We start from the raw sequence: 19,195 nt of genomic DNA on the forward strand, positions 1-19,195 counted from the left end.
TCTTTAACACAATGAATTTAGCATCCGAAAAAAGTGAAATCATCAAGTGGATTAATTCTTTGGAAAGTCCAACTGTGATTGAAGAAATTAATAAAATCAGAAACAAAAAAACTTTTGATTTTGAGAAAGAATGGCAGGAAGGAATTACGATTTCTGAAGCTAGAAAGAAATCTTCTGACTTTATAAAATCTTTGAGTTGGAAGAAATAACTGTTATACTTCGGAAGAATGTCACAGATTATTTGGAAGAACTTATTTTTATTTTATATGGAAATGAATATTTTGGATTTGAAAGTGATGCAGAAGAGTATGTTCAAAAAATTTATGATTTCATAGAATACAATCTTCCAATTTTTCCCTTCAAGAAAACGCCTGAAAATCTATCCCAACTCGGCTCGAAATATATTTTCTACAAAGCCAATCATACGACGACTTGGTATATTTTCTTTGAAAATGTGGAGAATCGTTACATCGTTACTTTTATTACCAATAGCCATTCTGAGATTGTTCAGCATCTTTAGTAGTCCAAACGTAAATCATTTTTCTATTTTTGCAAAAATATCTCAAGTTTGAAACTGCTGAACAAAATCTCATCCTTTCTGAAAATCATTTTTCCATCCACCAAAACAGAAGCTTTCATTTTTCTGTTTTTCGTGGTAGTTTATGGTGCTAATGCGTGGTTTATCGCGGACAATTTCAGTATAATTTACGACGATAGAATTCCGTGGGATGGTTATTTCAGTTTTGATAACAGGGCAATTGTCCAGACTGGTGGCGGTTTCGAGAGACATCCGCTTTCCAATTATTTCTTTGATGTCGTGCGTGATTTTGCATTGTGGATTTCGGGTAATCGCTACAATTCGGAGTTTCGATTGGTTTTGGCTTTGTTATCGACGATTGTGATTAGTTTGGCCAATGTTCAGATTTTCAAATATTTGAACAACATCATCCAACTTCCGCTGAAAATCAGTTTGTTGGTCTTGGCTTTCTATGGATTGTTTGTGACCAATATCTTGTTGAGCTTCACGCCGGAGACTTACACTTACACCCTGCTTTTCCTTTCGGTTTTCAATTATTATTCAGCGAAGAAAATTAATGAAGATAAAACGATTTCGTTCGGCGCATCCATTCTGGGTTCGGTTTTCATCGGTGGTTTGACGATCACGAACATTGTCAAAGTGTATATTCCATTTTTGTTTGAGAAAAAAATCTTCTGGAACTGGAAAAAAATTGGAATCGCTGTTGCGAAGATTGCGACTTCGGTTGGTGTTTTTGTGCTTTTATTTTTATTGAGATTGGATTTTAATTTCCAGAATTTCCTCAACAAAACCGGCGAGCAATACGACAAATTCTCAAAACCGAAAGTCACGCCACTGTGGGATATGATCTCTTCTTGGTTTCTGGGCGGGAATATTTTGTTCTCGAATTATGAGATCAGGGATTATCACAACAAGGACAAAACCTTTTACTACAAAGCTTTGTTTATGGATGTTTATTCGTCCTTTGTTCCTTATCTTTTCGTTGGAATTATTTTGTTGATGATCATTTGGGCTGTTTTCAAAAATCACAAAAACAAGTTGGTTTGGATCCTCGTTATCACATTTTTGTTTGATGTTTTGATTCATTGTGTTTTGAAATTCGGTCTTCACACATCTTATATTTACGGCGGACATTTCGTTTTTGTTTATCCGTTGTTGATTGGCTGGCTCTTTTTCAGCTTTAAAGAAAAGAAACTTCCAATGACATTTTTATACGGCATCTTATTGATTCTGACCGTTTATCTTGGCTTTACCAATTTTTACAGAATGTCCGAGTTTTACCAATTCCTCGAAACTTATTACCGATAAAAAAAGCGACCCAGAAATTTCTGAATCGCTTTTGAATATAAATTAAAACTATGAGAATTAGTTCTTGATGATTTTCTTGGTAATCGCTTTTCCGTTTTCCGGCTGGATTGTCAAGAAGTAAACACCAGTGTTCAAGTTTGAAATGTTGATGCTGGATTTGTTCTCAGTCGATAGCAACATTTGCCCAGAGGCGTTGTACAAGCTCGCTTTGAACTTCGATACACCTTTTTCCAGTTTGATGTTAATGAAGTCTTTGGTCGGATTTGGATAGATACTGATTCCAGATTTTAGGTTTTCAAGGTCAGCATTTCCTAAAACTTCAAGATTGATTTTGTCTTTCAAAATTCCCAAAGACTGCGACGTAAGATAAACTTCCACATTCGTATTATCAATAAATCTTACCGCTCCAGCAAGCACAATCGTGTTGAAATAGTTTGTAGATGCTTTTTCCGTCCAAGTATTTCCGTTGTTGCTTGTGTAAATCACTTTTGGAAGTGTATCAAGGTAAGAATATCCGATGGCTACGATCTGTCCATTTTGCTTGGTAGAATGTTCTACTTTCTGTACCATTCCGTTGTAGATCTTCGTCCAGTTGTTTCCGCCGTCAAGTGAGGTATAGATTCCGTTTGAAGAGGCAATTGTGTATTGATCCAAATTCAATGGATTCTGAGTCAGTTCCAAAACAATATTTGGTAGAGTCAAATCCTCCAGACCGTTGGTGATCTCTGTCCAGTTTGTTCCGCTGTCGGTCGTTTTGTAGATTTTGTGTCCAACAGTAACCAGGATTTCGTTGGCGTTATTTTTACTGGATTTGATGCCATAAATATAATCATCACTGTAGGGCAAATTAATAAACTCCGTCTGAACATCTTCCGGATTTGAAAAATTGACTTTGATCAATGATGCATTCACCCCGTTGAAAGTCGCCAACCAAGCGATTTTTGGATTTGCAGAATCAGTTTCTGCCGAGGTGAATCCTGTGTCGTAAGTCGTATAGATTGGCGTTTTGTTCACACCATAATCATCACTCACATTGATCGTGTTTCCCATAAAAGATGAATCAAACGTGTAAACTCTCCCAGCGTAATCTTTGTCCACGTGTACCAATCCAATCTGTCCTCCCATTGGTGATTCGTTCAATGGATAAACACTGATCGGGTTTTCTTCGTTGGTTTCCAGATTTTTAAGTGTGTAGCCGTACTGCACGCCATACATCAATTTATCGGCTCCGTTGTCATTGATGACATTCAGATTTCCCATTCCGATGAAGAAAGGATTTTTGATTGTTGATAATGTGATGCCTTTATCCGATGAAAATTTAGGATAACGATTGTTGGCAATCATCAAATTATTCGAATTGAATGGATCAAAAGAAGCGTTGATGCCATAGAAATAAGAATGTCCGTCATTTAGTCCATCGTGTTCTGTCGTGGTCCAGGTGCTTCCGCCATTGGTGGTTACAGCGATTCTGTCATCGGCCAAAACCAAAACGTGGTTGCTGTCATTTGGATTAATGTGAATCTTCGGTACATTTTTCAATCCGAAACTACTGTCAGACCAAGTGATTTGTGTCTGCTCCGTCCAAGTTGCGCCTCCGTCTGTAGATTTGTAAACTGCCTGATGCTGGTCTAGATAAGTCCATAGAACGCCTGTTCCAACATAGATCACATCACTGTTGTTTGGGTCGATGTCCATAGATTGCAAGATGAGACCGTTCAAAGTTTCCGTCCAAGTTGCGCCACCATCTGTCGATTTGAAGAATCCGCCATCTTCATTCCCTGCTCCGCCATTGCGCACGATGTACAGGTTTTGAGGATTTTTGGGATCCATCATTGCATCATTCAGGATGACACTTTCGTGATCGGTTCCGTCATAGACTTTTTCCCAAGAGCTTCCACCGTTGTTTGTTTTGAAGAACTTATCTTGGTCGCCACTCGTTAAGATTGTCGCAGTGTTCATATTTCCATTATCCAAAAGAGAATAATTTTTAATGGCGAAAACAGCTTCGTACATCGGAATGTTGATTTCTTTGATGATTGTTTTTGATTGCAGGTCAAAAACTGCGACCTTGTTCATAGTGCTTCCCCCGCCGTAATATTCGATGAAGCTTAATGCTGTTCCGTTATTCGTAAGACGCATTTCCTGTATTGCTGGTGCCCATTCCGGATCGGGAAGTGTGTAGAGCACATTCCAAGTTAGGCCATTGTCGGTAGAGACCAAAATGTGTGAACCAATGTAGCTGGTTGCGTAGATTTTGTTTGGAGTCGTTTTGTCATAAGCAAAATTCCTCATCATTCCATAGTCCGGATTTCCTGCAAAACCTACTTGCGAAAAGCAAAGCTGTACAAACAAGATGAAAAATAAAGTAAAAGTTGTTTTCTTCATATCAAATTAGATTTAATTGTTGTACAAATATATTTTCGTATTCGTAGCAACTATTGTAGATGACAAGAATAAACAGGACTTATGCAGAAAAAACGTGACATTTTTCTATATGCTTGATAGATACGCATATAAATCGTTGGAATTTTCCAAGTTCAGTTTTTTGGAAATCCTTTCTTTTCGTTTTCTGCACGCTTCGATTGTGATGTTGAAGATGGAGGCGATCTCTTTGGTGGAGAGATTCATATAGATGTAGGAAATGTAGCGGATGTCATTCAAAGTCAAATCATTGTGTCTTTCTTTTAATGAAGTGACAAATTTGCTGTTGATTTCCTGAAAATGGTTGAGGAAATCGTCGCTGTTGTCTTCCTTGGAGAGGACTTCTTTCAATTGGTCGAGTTGTTTTGCCAACAAAGGATTGGTCAACATTTCAGGACGCTCTTTCAATCGGCGGATGTAATCTTCGATCTTGTCGTTTTTCTGAGCAAGGTGGATGGCGTTGGCCACGATTTTCCGGTTTCTATTCTCGAGTTCGTTTTTTAGTTTTTCTTTTTCCAGAAGCGCATCGGTTTCTTTTTCCTTGATTTGTTTCTCCAGAAGCAAAGTGTAGTTTTCCTTATTCTTAAGTTCCAGAGCGATGATTTTCTCATTGCTCTCAGCAAGTCTTCTCTTTTGTCTGTTTTTCGAAAGATAACCTCGAAACAGCCAAAGAATCAAGGCTACGACGGCGATCCAAAATCCGATGATGTAGAATTTTAATTTTTTCTCATTGTTCAATTCCTTTTGAGAATCCTGAAGTTTCATTTTGATCTCGCTGTTTTGATACATCGCTTTGTTTTGTATCGCATTCAAAGAGTCTTTTACCACAAGCACAGAATCTTTGTATTGGAGTGACTTTCTGTAATCGCCTCCAAAAAAGTAATTGTCAGAAAACCGATTGTAGATATCCGTCATATTGTTGTAGTTCAGATTCTCCTTTTGCGCTTGTCTGATCAGTGCAAGTGCTTTTTCCTTGTCTTTTTTATCCTCATAAACTTGGGATAATATCAAAAGCGCAGAAACCTTATGATCATTATATTCGGGTGTGTTGAGTTTATCGATTAAAGGATTGAGAATCGCGAGAGTTTTTGCATAATCTTTTCGCTCCATAGCATTTTTGGCTTCAGCAATATCAAGCGCTCTTTGAATATCGAATTTTGCAAGCGGTCTGGAGACGGAAATGTAATAGGAGGCTTTGTCCAGCTCTTTGGTCGTGTTGTAAAGTTCAGATAGATTGGCGGAATACAAAGAAATTCCAATCGTGTCCTTGTTCGCAACAGCAAGGTCGTAAGCTCTTTTCTGATGTTTTTCGGATTCTTTGTACTTTCCTTGTCGCAGATAGACCAGTGCAATATTGTTAAGAACGGACATTTCCCGATCGCTGTCCAGATGTTTGAGCGCAATTGTATAGGCTTCGAGGTAATAATCCAAGGCCTCGCTGTAATCCAGCATTTGATAATAATTGAGACCGATGCAATTGGTGGAAATGAATTGCTGTTCGTACCAATTATTTTGCTCAGAAATGCTTTTGGCTTCGGTAAATAATTCTAAAGACGCTGTGTGCTTTTTCTGATATAGAGCTTCTATTCCTTTGGATATCAATTCATCACAACGTTTTTTCGAAGTGTCACTTTGCAACACAGAAAGTAGAACGACAATGGAGAGCAGAAACTTCATAAGGGTTTAGACTAAAACTAATTGCAAAGTAAAATTAATTTAAATAATTGATTTGATGAAGTGGTGTATTTTCCAATCAGACATAAAAAAACCGGAACTGAATCCGGTTGATCTATTGTTTTCTATTTTGCCTCCACGCAGAACACAGCGTAAGGAATCACTTTGGCAGACGGATAAACTTTTTTGATGTTTCGAAGGTCGTCCGATGCACTTTGGGAAGAGAAGTAACTTCCGGCTAATATTTTGTAATTAGGTCTTAGCGATGCATCTTTCTCCACTTTCAGGTTTCTGAAATTATTTCTGAACTCTGTGCTTATTTTGGTTGCCTCTTCATTGCTTTTTACAATAACAACTTGAATCTTATAACCCATAATTTTCGGGTTTTTTCTGCAAATCTCAGCATTTGTAAGCTCTCGGTTGGCTACCAAAACTTTTGGTGGAACTTTTACAGGAGCCCCGGCATTCCTGTCACATTTGTCTTCTATCTTTTCCAAAGCATCATTTACACGTTCGTCTAAGGCGAAGGAAAGCTCAGTTCCAGACAGCGTGTCTTTCTTTACAACGTATTGAGCATCAATTTGGTAAAAAGAGAACACCGTTGCGATTATGAAAAGCTTAAGCAAATTATTCATTTAATATTTATTTTTAGCAAATTTAAAATAAATTGGATGAAACGCAAACTATGTTATTTAGAACAATTACAAATTAATTAGAATTGACAAAAACCATCCGATAAGGTCGTCTTAATTTTTGTTAAAGTGCTATTTTTGCGGAATTGAATGTATAGTCAATACAATTTACTAACCCAAGATTATATAAATGATTAGTTGGAGAAAGCATTACAAAAAGGGTCTGATAGCAATTAGTTTATTGCTGTCAACCGGCGCTTCTGTTTATGCACAAGGCGATCCAAAAAAAGGGCAAGAACTGTTCAAAGCAAATTGTACAGCTTGTCACGCACTTGACAAACAAGTTATTGGACCGGCACTTGGTGGCGTTGTTGACAGATTAAAAACGGAGCAAGGTCTGGAGACAGATTGGCTTCACAAATGGATTAAAGACAACAAAGCTTTAAGAGCATCTGGCGATAAGTACGCAAATGAGGTTTTTGAGAAATTCAACAAAACCGAAATGCTTGCTTTCCCGAATCTTTCGGAAACAGATATTGATGATATCTTGGCTTACACTACAGATCCACCTGCTGAAGAAGCAGTGGCTGAAGCAACTGCAGAAGCAGATGTAAATAGCACTGCAGCTATCGAAGCTCAAAAAGCACAAGAACTTAATTCTAAAATCGTAATTGCGGCCCTTATTGCAATTGCAGGTTTGTTGTTCTGGTTGTTGTTGAAAATTCGCCAATTGGTGAAAATCCAGCAGACTCCAGAGTTATCAGAACTTAATACAAATACACTTAGCTCTTTCTCTGTGTTGTACGAAAAGTACAGCTACATTGGAAAAGGATTGGTTGGCTTGTTAGCATTATTCGCTCTTTACGGCGTTTGGAACTGGTTGATGTGGATTGGTGTTTACAAGGGATACGCTCCTGAGCAACCGATCTATTTCTCTCACAAGATCCACGCAGGAGAAAATAAAATTGACTGTCAGCTTTGTCACTCAAGTGCTAAGTATGGTAAAGTTTCAGAGATTCCTTCTATGAATGTTTGTATGAACTGTCACCGTTCTATTTCTGAGTACAAAGGTAAATACCTGGAGCCAGGAAAAGACAGAGATTTCTACACAGGAGAGATCAAAAAGATCTACGCTGCAACAGGATGGGATGAGTCTAAGCAAGCTTACACTGGTAAAACGGAAGCTGTTCAATGGACAAGAATTCACAATATGCCGGATTTTGTTTACTTCAATCACTCTCAACACGTGGTTGCTGGAGAGCAGACGATCATCAATGGATTCAATGCGAAGCAAAAAGACCAGGCAAACAAAATTGATGTTGTTTGTAAAGCTTGTCACGGAAAAATAGATACAATGAACGTGGTTCAGATGGCCAACAACTTCACAATGGGATGGTGTATAGAATGTCACAGAACTACAGAAGTAGATATGAACAACGGTTATAATAAAGAATACTTCAAAAATCTGCATGATAAGTTGAAAAAACAATATGGTGAAGGAAGTAAGATCACTGTAGATGCAATTGGAGGTCTTGAGTGTGGTAAATGTCATTATTAATAACAAAAATTAGAAGTATAAATGGCTTCAAATAAAATACAATTCAGAAGTATTCACGAACTAAAAGATCCAAGCCTTAACGGGAAATTGGCTCTGAAAGAGTTCCAGAATGAAATTCCGGTTGAAGAGTTCTTAGACGATTCTGAGAACAATTCAGGAACTTCTCGTAGAGATTTTCTTAAGATATTAGGTTTCTCAACAGCAGCTGTTACTTTAGCGGCTTGTGAGGCTCCGGTTATCAAAACCATTCCTTATGTGGTAAAACCACACGATATCATTCCTGGAATCCCTAATTTTTATGCATCTTCTTATTTTGATGGATATGATTTCGCTAGCGTTTTAGTAAAAACTAGAGAAGGGCGTCCAATCAGAATCGATGCAAATCCTGTAGCGGGTTCTTTGGGAACTACCAATGCAAGAGCTCAGGCAAGTGTACTTTCTCTTTATGATAATGATAAAGTGAAGTTTCCAAGTGTAAACGGAGACGAGCAAAAAGATTCATTTGATAAAGTTGATGATTTCATCTTAAAAGGATTAACAGAATCTCAGGCTGGTGGTAAAAAGATTGTGGTATTATCTCACTCTTTCCCAAGTCCATCTTTCAAAAAATTGTTTGGAGATTTCAAAGCAAAATATCCTTCTGCAGAGCTGATCACTTATGATGCGATTCCTTATGCTGCGGCTTTGGATGCGGCTCAGGAAGTTTTCGGACAAAGAGCATTGCCGGTTTATGATTTGAGTACTTCTCAGTTGGTGGTTTCTTTCCAGGCAGATTTCTTAGGAGATTACAACGCATCTAGCTTAGAAGTTTCTTATGCTACGGCGAGAAAGCCAGGTCCGGAAATGCTAAGACACATCCAAGTTGAATCCAATTTGAGTTTGACAGGAGCTAACGCCGATTCTAGATATAGACTAAAGCCAAGTGCTGTTTTCAAAACATTGGTTGAGGTTTACAACGGATTAAACGGTGGAACTGCTGACAAAGTAGCTAGCGAAATCGTAAAAGAACTTCAGGCAAAAGGAAGCGATGCTGTTGTTTTGGCTGATGGATCTAAAGCGGCTTACGTTCTAGCTCATTTAATTAATCAAAAATTAGGATCTAAAGCTTTTACTGGTAAAGCTAATTTCCTTAAAGAATATGACAACGCAAGATTTAACGAGTTTCTATCTTGGTTGAACGGCGGACAGGTTGGTGTTTTGATTTCTAACAATATCAACCCAATCTATTCTCACGCGAAAGGACAAGCTTTAAAAGCTGCAATATCAAAAGTTCCTTATTCTGTAGCGATCACAGATAAGAAAAACGAAATGTTTGAAGTTGCAAAAGCGGTCATCCCTTCCACACATTGGTTGGAATCTTGGGGAGATATTACACCGGAAACTGGTGCTTACTCTTTGATGCAGCCAACAATCCAGAAGATTTTCAAATCAAGACAATTAGAGGAATCTCTATTGGTTTGGATCAATGGGAAAAACAGTCCAGCGAACAATTATTATAATTACCTTAAGGCAAATGCTTTAACGCTGAACGGAGGTCTTTCTTTCAACAAGAATCTTTACAACGGATTTTCTGCTGGAGGCCTTTCTACAGGATTAGCTTACTCAGGCGGGAATGCAGCTCAGGCTGTTGCCGAGTTATCAGCTTTCAAATCCAATCAATTAGAATTACAACTTTATACCAAACCGGCAATCGGAGACGGAACACAATCTAACAACCCTTGGTTGATGGAGCTTCCAGATCCAATTTCTAGATTGTCTTGGGATAACTACATTACTATTTCACCAAAAGATGCTGAAGCATTAGGTCTTGAAAATAGCCTAAATGGAAGAATGCAGTTGGATGGTGACACTGTTAAATTAACAGCAAATGGAGCTGTTCTTGAGAACGTTCCTGTATTTATCCAACCTGGTCAAGCAGAAGGATCTTTGGGTCTTGCGCTTGGTTATGGTAAAAAAGGATCTGGTAAAGTTGCTGAGACAGGAATCAACGCTTATCCAATATTCGACGGTTATAATACAGTTCTTACAAATGTAAAAATTGAAAAAACTGGAGATGATTATGAGTTCGCAGGAATGCAGCTTCAAAATACATTGATGGGACGTTATGAGATCGCTAAAGAAGTAACTTTAGATGATTTTATCAACAAACCAGTAGATCATTGGAACAAACCATTGGAAATGCACACGATTGGAGGCGAACTTCCAATTGGAAAGATCGACCTTTGGGATTCTTATGATGATACAGATGGTCCTCACTTCAACCTGTCAGTCGATCTTAACTCTTGTACTGGTTGTGGCGCTTGTGTCGTAGCTTGTCAGGCAGAGAACAACGTTGCTGTAGTTGGTAAAGATGAGATCAGAATGTCCAGAGATATGTATTGGTTGAGAATTGACCGTTACTACTCTGCAATCGAAAAAATCGAAACAAAAGAGCAGATCGACAGAGGTCTTAATGCAGCTCAGCTTTACGGTGGTCCTTTCACAGAAGGTATTTTAAATCACCCTGCTGATAATCCAGATGTGATCTTCCAGCCGGTAATGTGTCAGCACTGTAACCACGCACCTTGTGAAACTGTTTGTCCAGTTGCGGCAACTTCTCACGGGAAGCAAGGTCAAAACCAAATGGCTTACAACAGATGTATCGGTACAAGATATTGTGCGAACAACTGTCCTTATAAAGTAAGAAGATTTAACTGGTTCAACTATGCGTTGAATGACAGATTTGACTTCAATATGAACAACGACCTTGGAAGAATGGTCCTTAACCCAGATGTTGTTACAAGAACAAGAGGGGTGATGGAAAAATGTTCTATGTGTATCCAAATGACTCAATCTACAATTCTTGAAGCTAAGAAAGATGGTAGAAGAGTGCAAGATGGAGAATTCCAAGTTGCTTGTGCTAATGCTTGTTCTACAGGTTCACTTAAATTTGGAGATATGAATGATGTAGCTTCCGAAGTTCGTAGCTTGTTCAACAGCGAAAGAAAATACGTGTTGTTAGAAGAGATTGGTACAAAACCAAATGTTTTCTATCACGCAAAAATCAGAAACAGAAAAGAAAGTTTAAATAATAAATAGGTAAAAAATGTCAGGACATTACGAAGCTCCGATAAGGGAACCTTTAATTATTGGTCACAAGACTTATCACGATATCACAGAGGATATCGCAAGACCTATCGAAGAACGCGCAGGGAAATTATGGTGGGCATCATTGTATGCCGCTTTGATTCTGTTTGTTTACGGATTTGGTTGTATTGCATACACCATCGGAACCGGAATCGGTGCCTGGGGACTAAACAGAACCATTAACTGGGGTTGGGATATTACCAATTTCGTTTGGTGGGTAGGTATTGGTCACGCAGGAACATTGATCTCTGCAGTACTCTTATTATTTAGACAAAGATGGAGAATGTCTGTTAACCGTTCTGCAGAGGCGATGACGATCTTCGCTGTTTGTCAGGCGGCCATCTTCCCAGTAATCCACATGGGTAGAGTTTGGGTTGGATATTGGGTTTTCCCTTTGCCAAACCAGTTCGGATCTCTTTGGGTTAACTTCAACTCACCGTTGCTTTGGGACGTGTTTGCAATCTCGACTTATTTCTCAGTATCAGTTGTATTCTGGTTTATGGGATTGATTCCGGATTTTGCAATGATCAGAGACAGAGCGAAGACGCCATTCAACAAAAAGATTTATACAATCTTGGCATTTGGTTGGGGAGGTAAAGCAAAACACTGGCAAAGATTCGAAGAGCTATCTTTGGTTCTAGCAGGTTTGGCGACACCACTTGTATTCTCGGTACACACCACGGTATCATTTGACTTTGCTACATCGGTAATCAAAGGTTGGCACTCAACCATCTATCCACCTTACTTTGTAGCAGGAGCTATTTTCTCTGGATTTGCAATGGTACAAACACTATTGTTGGTTGCTAGAAAAGTTTGCCACTTGGAAGACTATATCACATTGTATCATATCGAAATTATGAACATCGTAATCGTAGTAACTGGTGGTATGGTAACTGTAGCTTACGCCACTGAATATTTCATCGGTTGGTACTCAGGATCTAGATTTGAAGATTTTACATATCTATCTCCGGGAGCGGCAACAGGACCGTACTGGTGGGCATTCTGGGCATTGATCATCTGTAACTTGGTTGTGCCTGCAGCATTCTGGTTCAAAAAAGTGAGAACCAATATTTTCTGGACATTCATTATTGCGTTGATCATCAATATCGGGATGTGGTTTGAGCGTTTTGACATTATTGTAATCAACTTGTCAAGAGATTATTTACCATCGTCTTGGACAATGTTTATGCCGACTATCATTGATGTTGGTGTGTATCTTGGAACGATTGGATTCTTTGGAGTATTGTTCCTTCTATATGCAAGAACGTTCCCTGTAATTGCACAGGCAGAATTGAAGAGTATTTTGAAAATTTCCGGTGAAACTTATAAAGCAAAAGAAGGAGATGAGCACCACTAAAATTATATATGGACTTTACGGCGACGACGATGATTTGATGCACGGCGTTAAGGCCTTTATGGATAAAGGAATCAGTATAAACGAAGTGTATACACCGTTTCCTGTTCACGGACTAGACAAAGCACTTGGATTGAAGAAGACCAGAATTTCTGACGCAGCATTTATCTATGCTTGTTATGGGGTTACCATTGGGATCACTTTGACCGCTTGGATTATGAACCACGACTGGCCACAAAATATTGGTGGTAAACCGTCTTTTGACTGGTTGCACAATATGCCGGCTTTCGTAGATCCAATGTTCGAATTGATGGTTTTCTGTTCTGCTCACTTGATGTCATTGACTTTCTTGGTAAGAAACAAAATGTATCCAGGCGCAAAACCTCAGAATCCAGATCCGCGAACTACGGATGACAAGTTTATGATGGAGTTTGTTTCTGATGATGTTGAAACGATAAAACAGCTGTTAATTGATACAGGTGTTGAAGAAATAACAGTTAAAGATGCTTAAGATGAAGAATAGTATATTAAAAATTACGGCAATCTTTGGTTTAACTACTGTTTTACTGAATTCTTGCGGTGGTCCAAAAGACAATCCACCTTTGGTGTATTTCCCAGATATGTATTTTCCAGTAGCTTATGATCCTTTGATGAAAGCTAAAGATGCTTATTCTGATCACGAAAACGAAATCCCAGCTTTTGTTGCCAATGGCGGAGCAACAGGACTTTCTCCGGTAGTAGGTTCTGTTCCTCAAAACAGAGACGGAATCGTAAGTGAGGAAACTCTTCCAAAAAATATGGACGAGTACAATGCAGGGTATGATGCAGCAAAAGCAGTTACAGCTTCTCCATTAAAAGCTGAAAATCTTGAAAAGGATTTAGCTAGAGGGAAGTCTCTGTATGATAAAACTTGTTCTGCTTGTCACGGTACTGGTGGCGATGGACAAGGGCCAATCGTATTGAGCGGTGCTTATTCAGGTGTTCCTAAATATGCTGATAGAGAGATTACAATCGGTTCTATTCATTATGTTTTGACAAATGGTAGAAATGCGATGGGATCTTATGCAGGACAACTCAATGTAGGTGACAGATGGAGAGTGGCTTTGTATGTTTACAATACTTTCAAAGCGCCAACAGCTAATGCTACGCCGGCTGCTGCTCCAGCTACGACAGAAACAACTTCCGCTGCACCAGCAACAGAAGCTAAAACCAATGCTAAATAAAAAAAGAAAAAAATGTATAGTTTTTCACCTAAATTAAAATTGTATTCTATCATACTCATTGTTGTAGGAGTTGTTTTATTCGGGATTGGTTATGGTCTTAACCATAGTTTGGATGATACTACAATTTCTCATTGGATGGAGTCTGTTCATTCAAAAGGTCACGAGACGCCTTCTCACTCTAGTGAGTTAGTTGGACCTCAGGATCACAATGCTCATTTGGAACACGCTAAACATCAAATTCATAATCAACCACTTGCGGCACTTCACACTTTTTCAGTATTCTTTTTTGGAATAAGCTGTTGTGCTTTGTTCTTTTATAGTATTCAGCATGCGGCGCACGCAGGTTGGTCTATTATTGTAACAAGAGTGATGGAAGCTGTTGCATCTTTCATTCCTTATGGAGGTGCGCTTTTATTGATCCTTACTATTCTGAATGCAACTGGAGTTGGACATTTGTTCCATTGGATGGATCCTGAATTGACAGATCCTAACTCTCCAGAATTTGATATTATCTTATACGAAAAATCAAAATTCCTTAATGTCCCTTTCTACTTAGTAAGAACTTTGATCTATACGGTTGGAGCTTCGTTCTTCGTATGGAAACTGAAAAGTATCTCCAAAAAAGTGGATGAGAACAAAGGCGACAGAAAAATCTATGCTAGCCTATACAGCTGGAACGTTGGTTACATCGCATTCTTCGGGTTTGCATCTGCAGCTTGGGCTTGGGATTGGTTGATGTCTATAGATCCACACTGGTATTCTACACTTTACATTTGGTATTCTATGGTAAGTTGTTTATCAACTGCTGTTGCTTGTATCATTTTGGTAAGTGTTTACATCAAGAAAAAAGGCGTTTATCCTCAATTCAATAACAACCACCTTCACGATCTTGGTAAGTTCTTGTTTGCGACAAGTATGCTTTGGAGTTACCTATGGTTCTGTCAGTTTATGTTGTATTGGTATGCAAACGTTCCGGAAGAGGTAAACTATTTCTTCGGTAGATTCGAATACTACAGACCGACATTCTTACCGATGTTGATCATCAACTTCTTAGTTCCACTATTGGTATTGGTAAGTAGTAGCATCAAGAGAAACTACAAAGTCGTTACAATTATGGCTTGTATAGTGATCTTGGGACACGCTTTAGATTACTTCAATATGGTAATGCCAGGAACAGTTGGCCCTTACTGGAATAATCTTCCAATGGCATTCTTGGTCTTAGGTGCATTTGCATTCGTAGTTGGACTTTTCGTTTTCACTGTGATGACAGCCTTGTCAAAACTGAAATTGATGCCAACTGGAAACCCTTTCTTCCACGAATCAGAGATTTACGAATATCCATTCTAATTCATTTTAGAATCAGAAAATACAAACCCAGCATAGATGTTGGGTTTTTTTATTATTTTTAAAGAAACAAATACAGATGATTCATAAACTTCCAATTGAAAATATTCTTTTTCTTGATATAGAAACCGTTCCGCAAATCGACTCTTGGAACAATCTTGATTCGACCACTCAATATCTTTGGGATAAGAAAACCAAACTGCAAAGAAAAGAAGAGATAGAAGCTTCCACATTTTACGAAGAAAGAGCGGGCATAATGGCGGAATTCGGGATGATAATCTGTATTTCCATTGGAATGATTGATAGTAATTCGGGAAAGCTTAAAATCAAAACATTCGCAGGTGAGGAAAGAAACTTATTAATAGAATTCTGTGAATTGTTCAATGCGCCAAGAATGAACAATGTAATTCTCTGCGCGCACAACGGCAAGGAATTCGATTTTCCTTACATCGCAAGACGACTTTTGGTTCACGGCATTCAACCGCCGATGCCATTTCAAATGTTCGGAAAAAAACCTTGGGAAATTCCCCATATCGACACAATGGAACTATGGAAATTCGGAGATTGGAAAAGTTATGTTTCCTTGGAATTACTAGCTCACATCTTCGGAATTCCAACACCAAAGGATGACATCGATGGCAGTATGGTAGCCGATATATACTACAAAGACTGCGATATAGACAGAATCATTCATTATTGTGAAAAAGATGTCTTAACTTTGGCAAATATTTTCAGGCGAATGCGCCAGGAGGATTTATTAAAAAGATTAGATTAAAATGAAATATACAGACGACCAGATTGCAGATATTGGGGAAGAGATTATCAAAGAATTAAAAACAATTTTTGACCCAGAGATTCCAGTTGATATCTATGAATTGGGATTGATCTATGACGTCCAGATCTCCGAAGAAGGAGAAGTGTTGGTCATAATGACCTTGACGTCTCCAAACTGTCCCGTAGCAGAATCATTGCCAATGGAAGTGGAGGAGAAGGTAGGAAGCGTAGAAGGTGTGAAATCTGCCAAAATAGACCTTACTTTTGAACCAACCTGGACCAAAGAAATGATGAGCGAAGAAGCCAAGTTCGAACTTGGTATGTTATAAACAAAATCCTGCAATTAGCAGGATTTTTGTTTCAGTCTTGATATTCGAAAATAAATATTTTCTTGATGTCCGGATGTAAACTCAAATACACCGGAGCGTTTTTTGCCGTTTCCTCTATAAAAGTGATTTCCTCTTGTGTGTAAGAATGTGGAAATTTGAAAATACAAAAAAGCTCACCAATTCTTCTCGGTTCGAAATACATTGTTTTTTTCAAATCGCAAGTTGCACCTGTGATATCGATGTTTCTATCTTTTGCGACAACAAATAGATGGGCGAAAATACTTTGTGCCAGTGCGGTTGCAAAAATGTCTGTTGGAGAAAAGTGCTCTCGTACACTGAAATCATTTGTGGGAATGTATGAGGTGAAGACATCACCAGAGCTTTCGTGTACAGAATCAATTCTATTCTCACCTGCATAAGTCGTTTTTGAAGTCATATCTATAGTTTTTTTCTGTACTAAATTTACATCAATTTTTCGGAATTTTAAATTTTGATGATGAATTATTATTAAAAGATGATAAAATTTATATTAAGTTCATCAATCTAGAAATGAAAAATATCCTTCGCCATATTATAAGCACTTTCAAAATGGAGCAGATTTTGGTGAATGTCGATTTTCTCTGATGACATAAAGGTAAAAACTTTCTCCGTCGGCATATTTCCAACCAGGTCATCCTTTGCCATCGGACAACCACCAATACCTTTTATCGCGCTGTCAAACCTTCTGCAACCTTCATCGTAGGCCGCTTTTAGTTTCATATAAGAATCTTCATAACGATTATGAAAATGCGCTCCAAAGTTGATTTCCGGATATTTGTGAGGCACTTTGCTGAAGAGAAGTTTGATTCTTTCCACATCGCCCACGCCAGTTGTGTCAGAAAGTAGAATATCCTTTATTCCAACCTCTTCAAAACGTTTTGCCCAAAAATCCACATCTTCCCATTTCCAGCTTTCGCCGTACGGATTTCCGAGCGCCATAGAAAAATAGAGATTCAGCTGTCGGCTTTCAGACTTGGCCAATTCGAAGATTTTCACCACTTCCGAGAAAGCTTCTTCACGACTTTTGTTCGTATTCCGATGTTGAAACGTTTCCGAAATCGAAAACGGAAATCCCAAAATATCAACTTGCTCGTGACTCAACGCTTTTTCCGCACCTTTCAAGTTGGCGACAATTACGGATAGTTTTGTATTGGAAAGTGATTTGTCGATTTCATCTAGCACAGTTCCAGAATCCTCCATTTGAGGCATCGTTTTCGGGTTCACAAAGCTCCCGCAATCCAGCACATCAAAACCAACTTCCATCAGCCTGTTGATGTAATCTATCTTCGTTTGCGTCGGGATCATCTCTCCCCAGCCTTGCATCGCGTCTCTAGGACATTCGGTTAAGAACATTGGTCTATTTTTAAATTTAATTTAGGGCAGCTATTCCGCCTTCCGTTCCCGCTTTTTTTTGCCGAGCTTTTCCCATTGCAAAAAAAGAGCTCCACTCAAGTCGGGCTGCGGTTACGAGTTGCAACATCTTTCAACAGTCAACAATCAATCATCATCTATCGCTTATCATTTATCGATTAACTCTAGCCACGAATTGTTTGTTGTTCACTCCATAAATATATAACTTTGCGCAGATATAGCAAATTATATGGAAAACATCCAATTGGACGGAGTTTGGAAAGAAAAACTCCTGAGCAGATTCATCACCTACATTAAGATATTTTCAACCAGCGACGCAGAAAGTGAGACCACGCCTTCTACGGAAAGACAGTGGGACATTGCGAATTACCTTCATAAAGAATTGCAGGAACTCGGCTTGGAAGACGTCAGTATCGATGACAAAGGTTATGTTTTTGGATTTATTCCTTCCAATATCGAGGAAGCGGTTCCACAAGTTGGATTCATTGCGCACTATGATTCTTCACCAGATTTTAACGGCGAGAATGTGAATCCGCAGATTTGGGAAAATTATGACGGCGAAGATTTGTTACTGAACAAAGAAACAGGATTTACCTTGTCTTCAACCAAATTTGAAGCTTTAAAAAAATACATCGGGCAAACCATTATCACAACAGATGGAACCACTTTGCTAAGTGCAGATGACAAAGCTGGCGTTGCAGAGATTGTAACGGCTGCAGAATTTTTGTTAGCAAATCCTCAAATCAAACACGGACGAATTTCCATCGGTTTCAATCCAGATGAGGAAATTGGAAGAGGCGCTCATCATTTCGATGTTGAAAAGTTTGGTGCAGAATGGGCTTACACAATGGACGGTGGCGAAATCGGCGAATTAGAATACGAAAACTTCAACGCGGCCGGAGCGGTTGTGAAAATCCACGGATTGTCTGTTCATCCAGGTTATTCTTTCGGTAAAATGCTGAATGCAGGATTGGTGGCTTCAGAGTTCATCAATTCATTACCGGAAAATGAAACGCCAGCAACAACAAAAGGTTTCGAAGGATTCTTTCACTTGACAGATTTTGAAGGTGATGTTTCCGAAGCTAAACTTCAATACATCATCCGCGACCACGACGACCAGAAATTTGAAGATAGAAAAAAACTGATTGCTGAAAAAGTAGAAGCAATCAACCAAAAATACGGAGAGAAAACGGCAGAGATAGAAATCAAACCGCAATATCTCAATATGAAAAAACAATTCGAAGGCAAAATGCACATCGTGGACATCGCTGAACAAGCAATGAAAAACGCTGGTATCACCCCGAAAATCAAAGCCATCCGTGGCGGAACAGACGGCGCACAGTTATCCTATATGGGATTGCCTTGCCCGAACATTTTCGCTGGTGGACACAATTTCCACGGACCGTACGAATTTGTACCTTTGGAAAGTATGATTGCTGCCGTGAGCGTAATCGTTCATATCTCACAATTGGTAAAGTAATTGATTCATTAAATCAAATAAAAT

17 protein-coding genes are annotated in these 19,195 nt (G+C 38.8%); 12 read left to right on the plus strand and 5 right to left on the minus strand.

Annotated elements, in window-relative coordinates; translation table 11 throughout:
* The first annotated feature begins 11 nt into the window (after positions 1-11).
* From IO90_RS03465 to IO90_RS03475, 3 genes are read left to right on the plus strand one after another with little or no spacing between them, the layout of a single operon-like run.
* Positions 12-209 (plus strand): hypothetical protein, encoded by a 198-nt coding sequence (locus tag IO90_RS03465; protein WP_034963944.1) that lies wholly within the window; start codon positions 12-14, stop codon positions 207-209.
* Complete coding sequence (locus tag IO90_RS03470) at positions 197-520, plus strand: hypothetical protein (protein WP_051878224.1); 324 nt, start codon at positions 197-199, stop codon at positions 518-520. Before IO90_RS03465 ends, IO90_RS03470 begins: the two co-directional genes overlap by 13 nt.
* A 48-nt stretch (positions 521-568) precedes the next feature.
* A complete protein-coding gene (locus tag IO90_RS03475) occupies positions 569-1,846 on the plus strand; it encodes a DUF6080 domain-containing protein (protein WP_316931165.1) in 1,278 nt (425 codons plus the stop codon).
* 57 nt (positions 1,847-1,903) lie between these two features.
* Here IO90_RS03475 and IO90_RS03480 read toward each other — a convergent pair whose 3' ends face one another.
* From IO90_RS03480 to IO90_RS03490, 3 genes are all read right to left on the minus strand, one after another.
* Positions 1,904-4,231 (minus strand): T9SS type A sorting domain-containing protein, encoded by a 2,328-nt coding sequence (locus IO90_RS03480; RefSeq protein ID WP_034963945.1) that lies wholly within the window; start codon positions 4,229-4,231, stop codon positions 1,904-1,906.
* A 105-nt stretch (positions 4,232-4,336) separates the two neighbouring features.
* Positions 4,337-5,944 carry a tetratricopeptide repeat protein gene (locus IO90_RS03485; RefSeq protein WP_034963946.1) on the minus strand — a complete coding sequence of 536 codons (1,608 nt, stop codon included), beginning with the start codon at positions 5,942-5,944 and terminating at the stop codon, positions 4,337-4,339.
* Positions 5,945-6,066: 122 nt separating this feature from the next.
* A complete protein-coding gene (locus IO90_RS03490) occupies positions 6,067-6,576 on the minus strand; it encodes a hypothetical protein (protein ID WP_034963948.1) in 510 nt (169 codons plus the stop codon).
* A 187-nt stretch (positions 6,577-6,763) separates the two neighbouring features.
* On the opposite strand from IO90_RS03490, the gene IO90_RS03495 reads away from it, so the two are divergent.
* From IO90_RS03495 to IO90_RS03530, 8 genes are all read left to right on the plus strand, one after another.
* Positions 6,764-8,131 (plus strand): c-type cytochrome, encoded by a 1,368-nt coding sequence (locus IO90_RS03495; RefSeq protein ID WP_034963950.1) that lies wholly within the window; start codon positions 6,764-6,766, stop codon positions 8,129-8,131.
* A gap of 21 nt (positions 8,132-8,152) precedes the next feature.
* Positions 8,153-11,209, plus strand: a complete 3,057-nt coding sequence (locus IO90_RS03500; RefSeq protein ID WP_034963952.1) for a TAT-variant-translocated molybdopterin oxidoreductase — start codon at positions 8,153-8,155, stop codon at positions 11,207-11,209.
* A 7-nt stretch (positions 11,210-11,216) separates the two neighbouring features.
* Positions 11,217-12,614, plus strand: a complete 1,398-nt coding sequence (gene nrfD, locus IO90_RS03505) for an NrfD/PsrC family molybdoenzyme membrane anchor subunit (RefSeq protein WP_034963953.1) — start codon at positions 11,217-11,219, stop codon at positions 12,612-12,614.
* Positions 12,601-13,122, plus strand: coding sequence for a DUF3341 domain-containing protein (locus IO90_RS03510; RefSeq protein ID WP_034963954.1), 522 nt, complete (start codon positions 12,601-12,603; stop codon positions 13,120-13,122). Before nrfD ends, IO90_RS03510 begins: the two co-directional genes overlap by 14 nt.
* Positions 13,115-13,834: a c-type cytochrome gene (locus IO90_RS03515; RefSeq protein WP_034963956.1), complete on the plus strand. Its 720-nt coding sequence runs from the start codon at positions 13,115-13,117 to the stop codon at positions 13,832-13,834. The genes IO90_RS03510 and IO90_RS03515 overlap by 8 nt, the downstream gene beginning before the upstream one ends.
* 12 nt (positions 13,835-13,846) lie before the next feature.
* A complete protein-coding gene (locus IO90_RS03520; protein WP_034963957.1) occupies positions 13,847-15,181 on the plus strand; it encodes a hypothetical protein in 1,335 nt (444 codons plus the stop codon).
* Between the two features lie 76 nt (positions 15,182-15,257).
* Positions 15,258-15,953, plus strand: coding sequence for a 3'-5' exonuclease (locus tag IO90_RS03525; RefSeq protein WP_034963959.1), 696 nt, complete (start codon positions 15,258-15,260; stop codon positions 15,951-15,953).
* Between the two features lies 1 nt (position 15,954).
* Positions 15,955-16,281, plus strand: a complete 327-nt coding sequence (locus tag IO90_RS03530) for an SUF system Fe-S cluster assembly protein (RefSeq protein ID WP_034963960.1) — start codon at positions 15,955-15,957, stop codon at positions 16,279-16,281.
* A gap of 31 nt (positions 16,282-16,312) precedes the next feature.
* Here IO90_RS03530 and IO90_RS03535 read toward each other — a convergent pair whose 3' ends face one another.
* Both IO90_RS03535 and IO90_RS03540 read right to left on the minus strand, forming a co-directional pair.
* Entirely contained in the window at positions 16,313-16,717 is a 405-nt protein-coding gene (locus IO90_RS03535) for an OsmC family protein (protein WP_034963962.1), read from the minus strand.
* 107 nt (positions 16,718-16,824) lie between these two features.
* Positions 16,825-17,673 carry a hydroxymethylglutaryl-CoA lyase gene (locus IO90_RS03540; protein ID WP_034963963.1) on the minus strand — a complete coding sequence of 283 codons (849 nt, stop codon included), beginning with the start codon at positions 17,671-17,673 and terminating at the stop codon, positions 16,825-16,827.
* 247 nt (positions 17,674-17,920) lie between these two features.
* Between IO90_RS03540 and pepT the strand changes: the two genes are divergently transcribed.
* Complete coding sequence (pepT, locus tag IO90_RS03545) at positions 17,921-19,171, plus strand: peptidase T (protein WP_034963965.1); 1,251 nt, start codon at positions 17,921-17,923, stop codon at positions 19,169-19,171.
* The last annotated feature ends 24 nt before the right edge of the window (positions 19,172-19,195 follow it).

Source organism: Chryseobacterium sp. FH1 (genome assembly GCF_000735135.1).
Taxonomy (GTDB): Bacteria; Bacteroidota; Bacteroidia; order Flavobacteriales; family Weeksellaceae; genus Epilithonimonas.

Bases quoted from the DNA above. Each gene is read 5' to 3' on its own strand.
- IO90_RS03495 (WP_034963950.1), top strand. From the start codon at position 6,764: ATGATTAGTTGGAGAAAGCATTACAAAAAGGGTCTGATAGCAATTAGT.
- IO90_RS03480 (WP_034963945.1), bottom strand. From the start codon at position 4,231: ATGAAGAAAACAACTTTTACTTTATTTTTCATCTTGTTTGTACAGCTT.
- pepT (WP_034963965.1), top strand. From the start codon at position 17,921: ATGGAAAACATCCAATTGGACGGAGTTTGGAAAGAAAAACTCCTGAGC.
- IO90_RS03535 (WP_034963962.1), bottom strand. From the start codon at position 16,717: ATGACTTCAAAAACGACTTATGCAGGTGAGAATAGAATTGATTCTGTA.
- IO90_RS03510 (WP_034963954.1), top strand. From the start codon at position 12,601: ATGAGCACCACTAAAATTATATATGGACTTTACGGCGACGACGATGAT.
- IO90_RS03515 (WP_034963956.1), top strand. From the start codon at position 13,115: ATGCTTAAGATGAAGAATAGTATATTAAAAATTACGGCAATCTTTGGT.
- IO90_RS03540 (WP_034963963.1), bottom strand. From the start codon at position 17,673: ATGTTCTTAACCGAATGTCCTAGAGACGCGATGCAAGGCTGGGGAGAG.
- IO90_RS03520 (WP_034963957.1), top strand. From the start codon at position 13,847: ATGTATAGTTTTTCACCTAAATTAAAATTGTATTCTATCATACTCATT.
- IO90_RS03490 (WP_034963948.1), bottom strand. From the start codon at position 6,576: ATGAATAATTTGCTTAAGCTTTTCATAATCGCAACGGTGTTCTCTTTT.
- IO90_RS03530 (WP_034963960.1), top strand. From the start codon at position 15,955: ATGAAATATACAGACGACCAGATTGCAGATATTGGGGAAGAGATTATC.
- IO90_RS03485 (WP_034963946.1), bottom strand. From the start codon at position 5,944: ATGAAGTTTCTGCTCTCCATTGTCGTTCTACTTTCTGTGTTGCAAAGT.
- IO90_RS03525 (WP_034963959.1), top strand. From the start codon at position 15,258: ATGATTCATAAACTTCCAATTGAAAATATTCTTTTTCTTGATATAGAA.
- nrfD (WP_034963953.1), top strand. From the start codon at position 11,217: ATGTCAGGACATTACGAAGCTCCGATAAGGGAACCTTTAATTATTGGT.
- IO90_RS03500 (WP_034963952.1), top strand. From the start codon at position 8,153: ATGGCTTCAAATAAAATACAATTCAGAAGTATTCACGAACTAAAAGAT.
- IO90_RS03465 (WP_034963944.1), top strand. From the start codon at position 12: ATGAATTTAGCATCCGAAAAAAGTGAAATCATCAAGTGGATTAATTCT.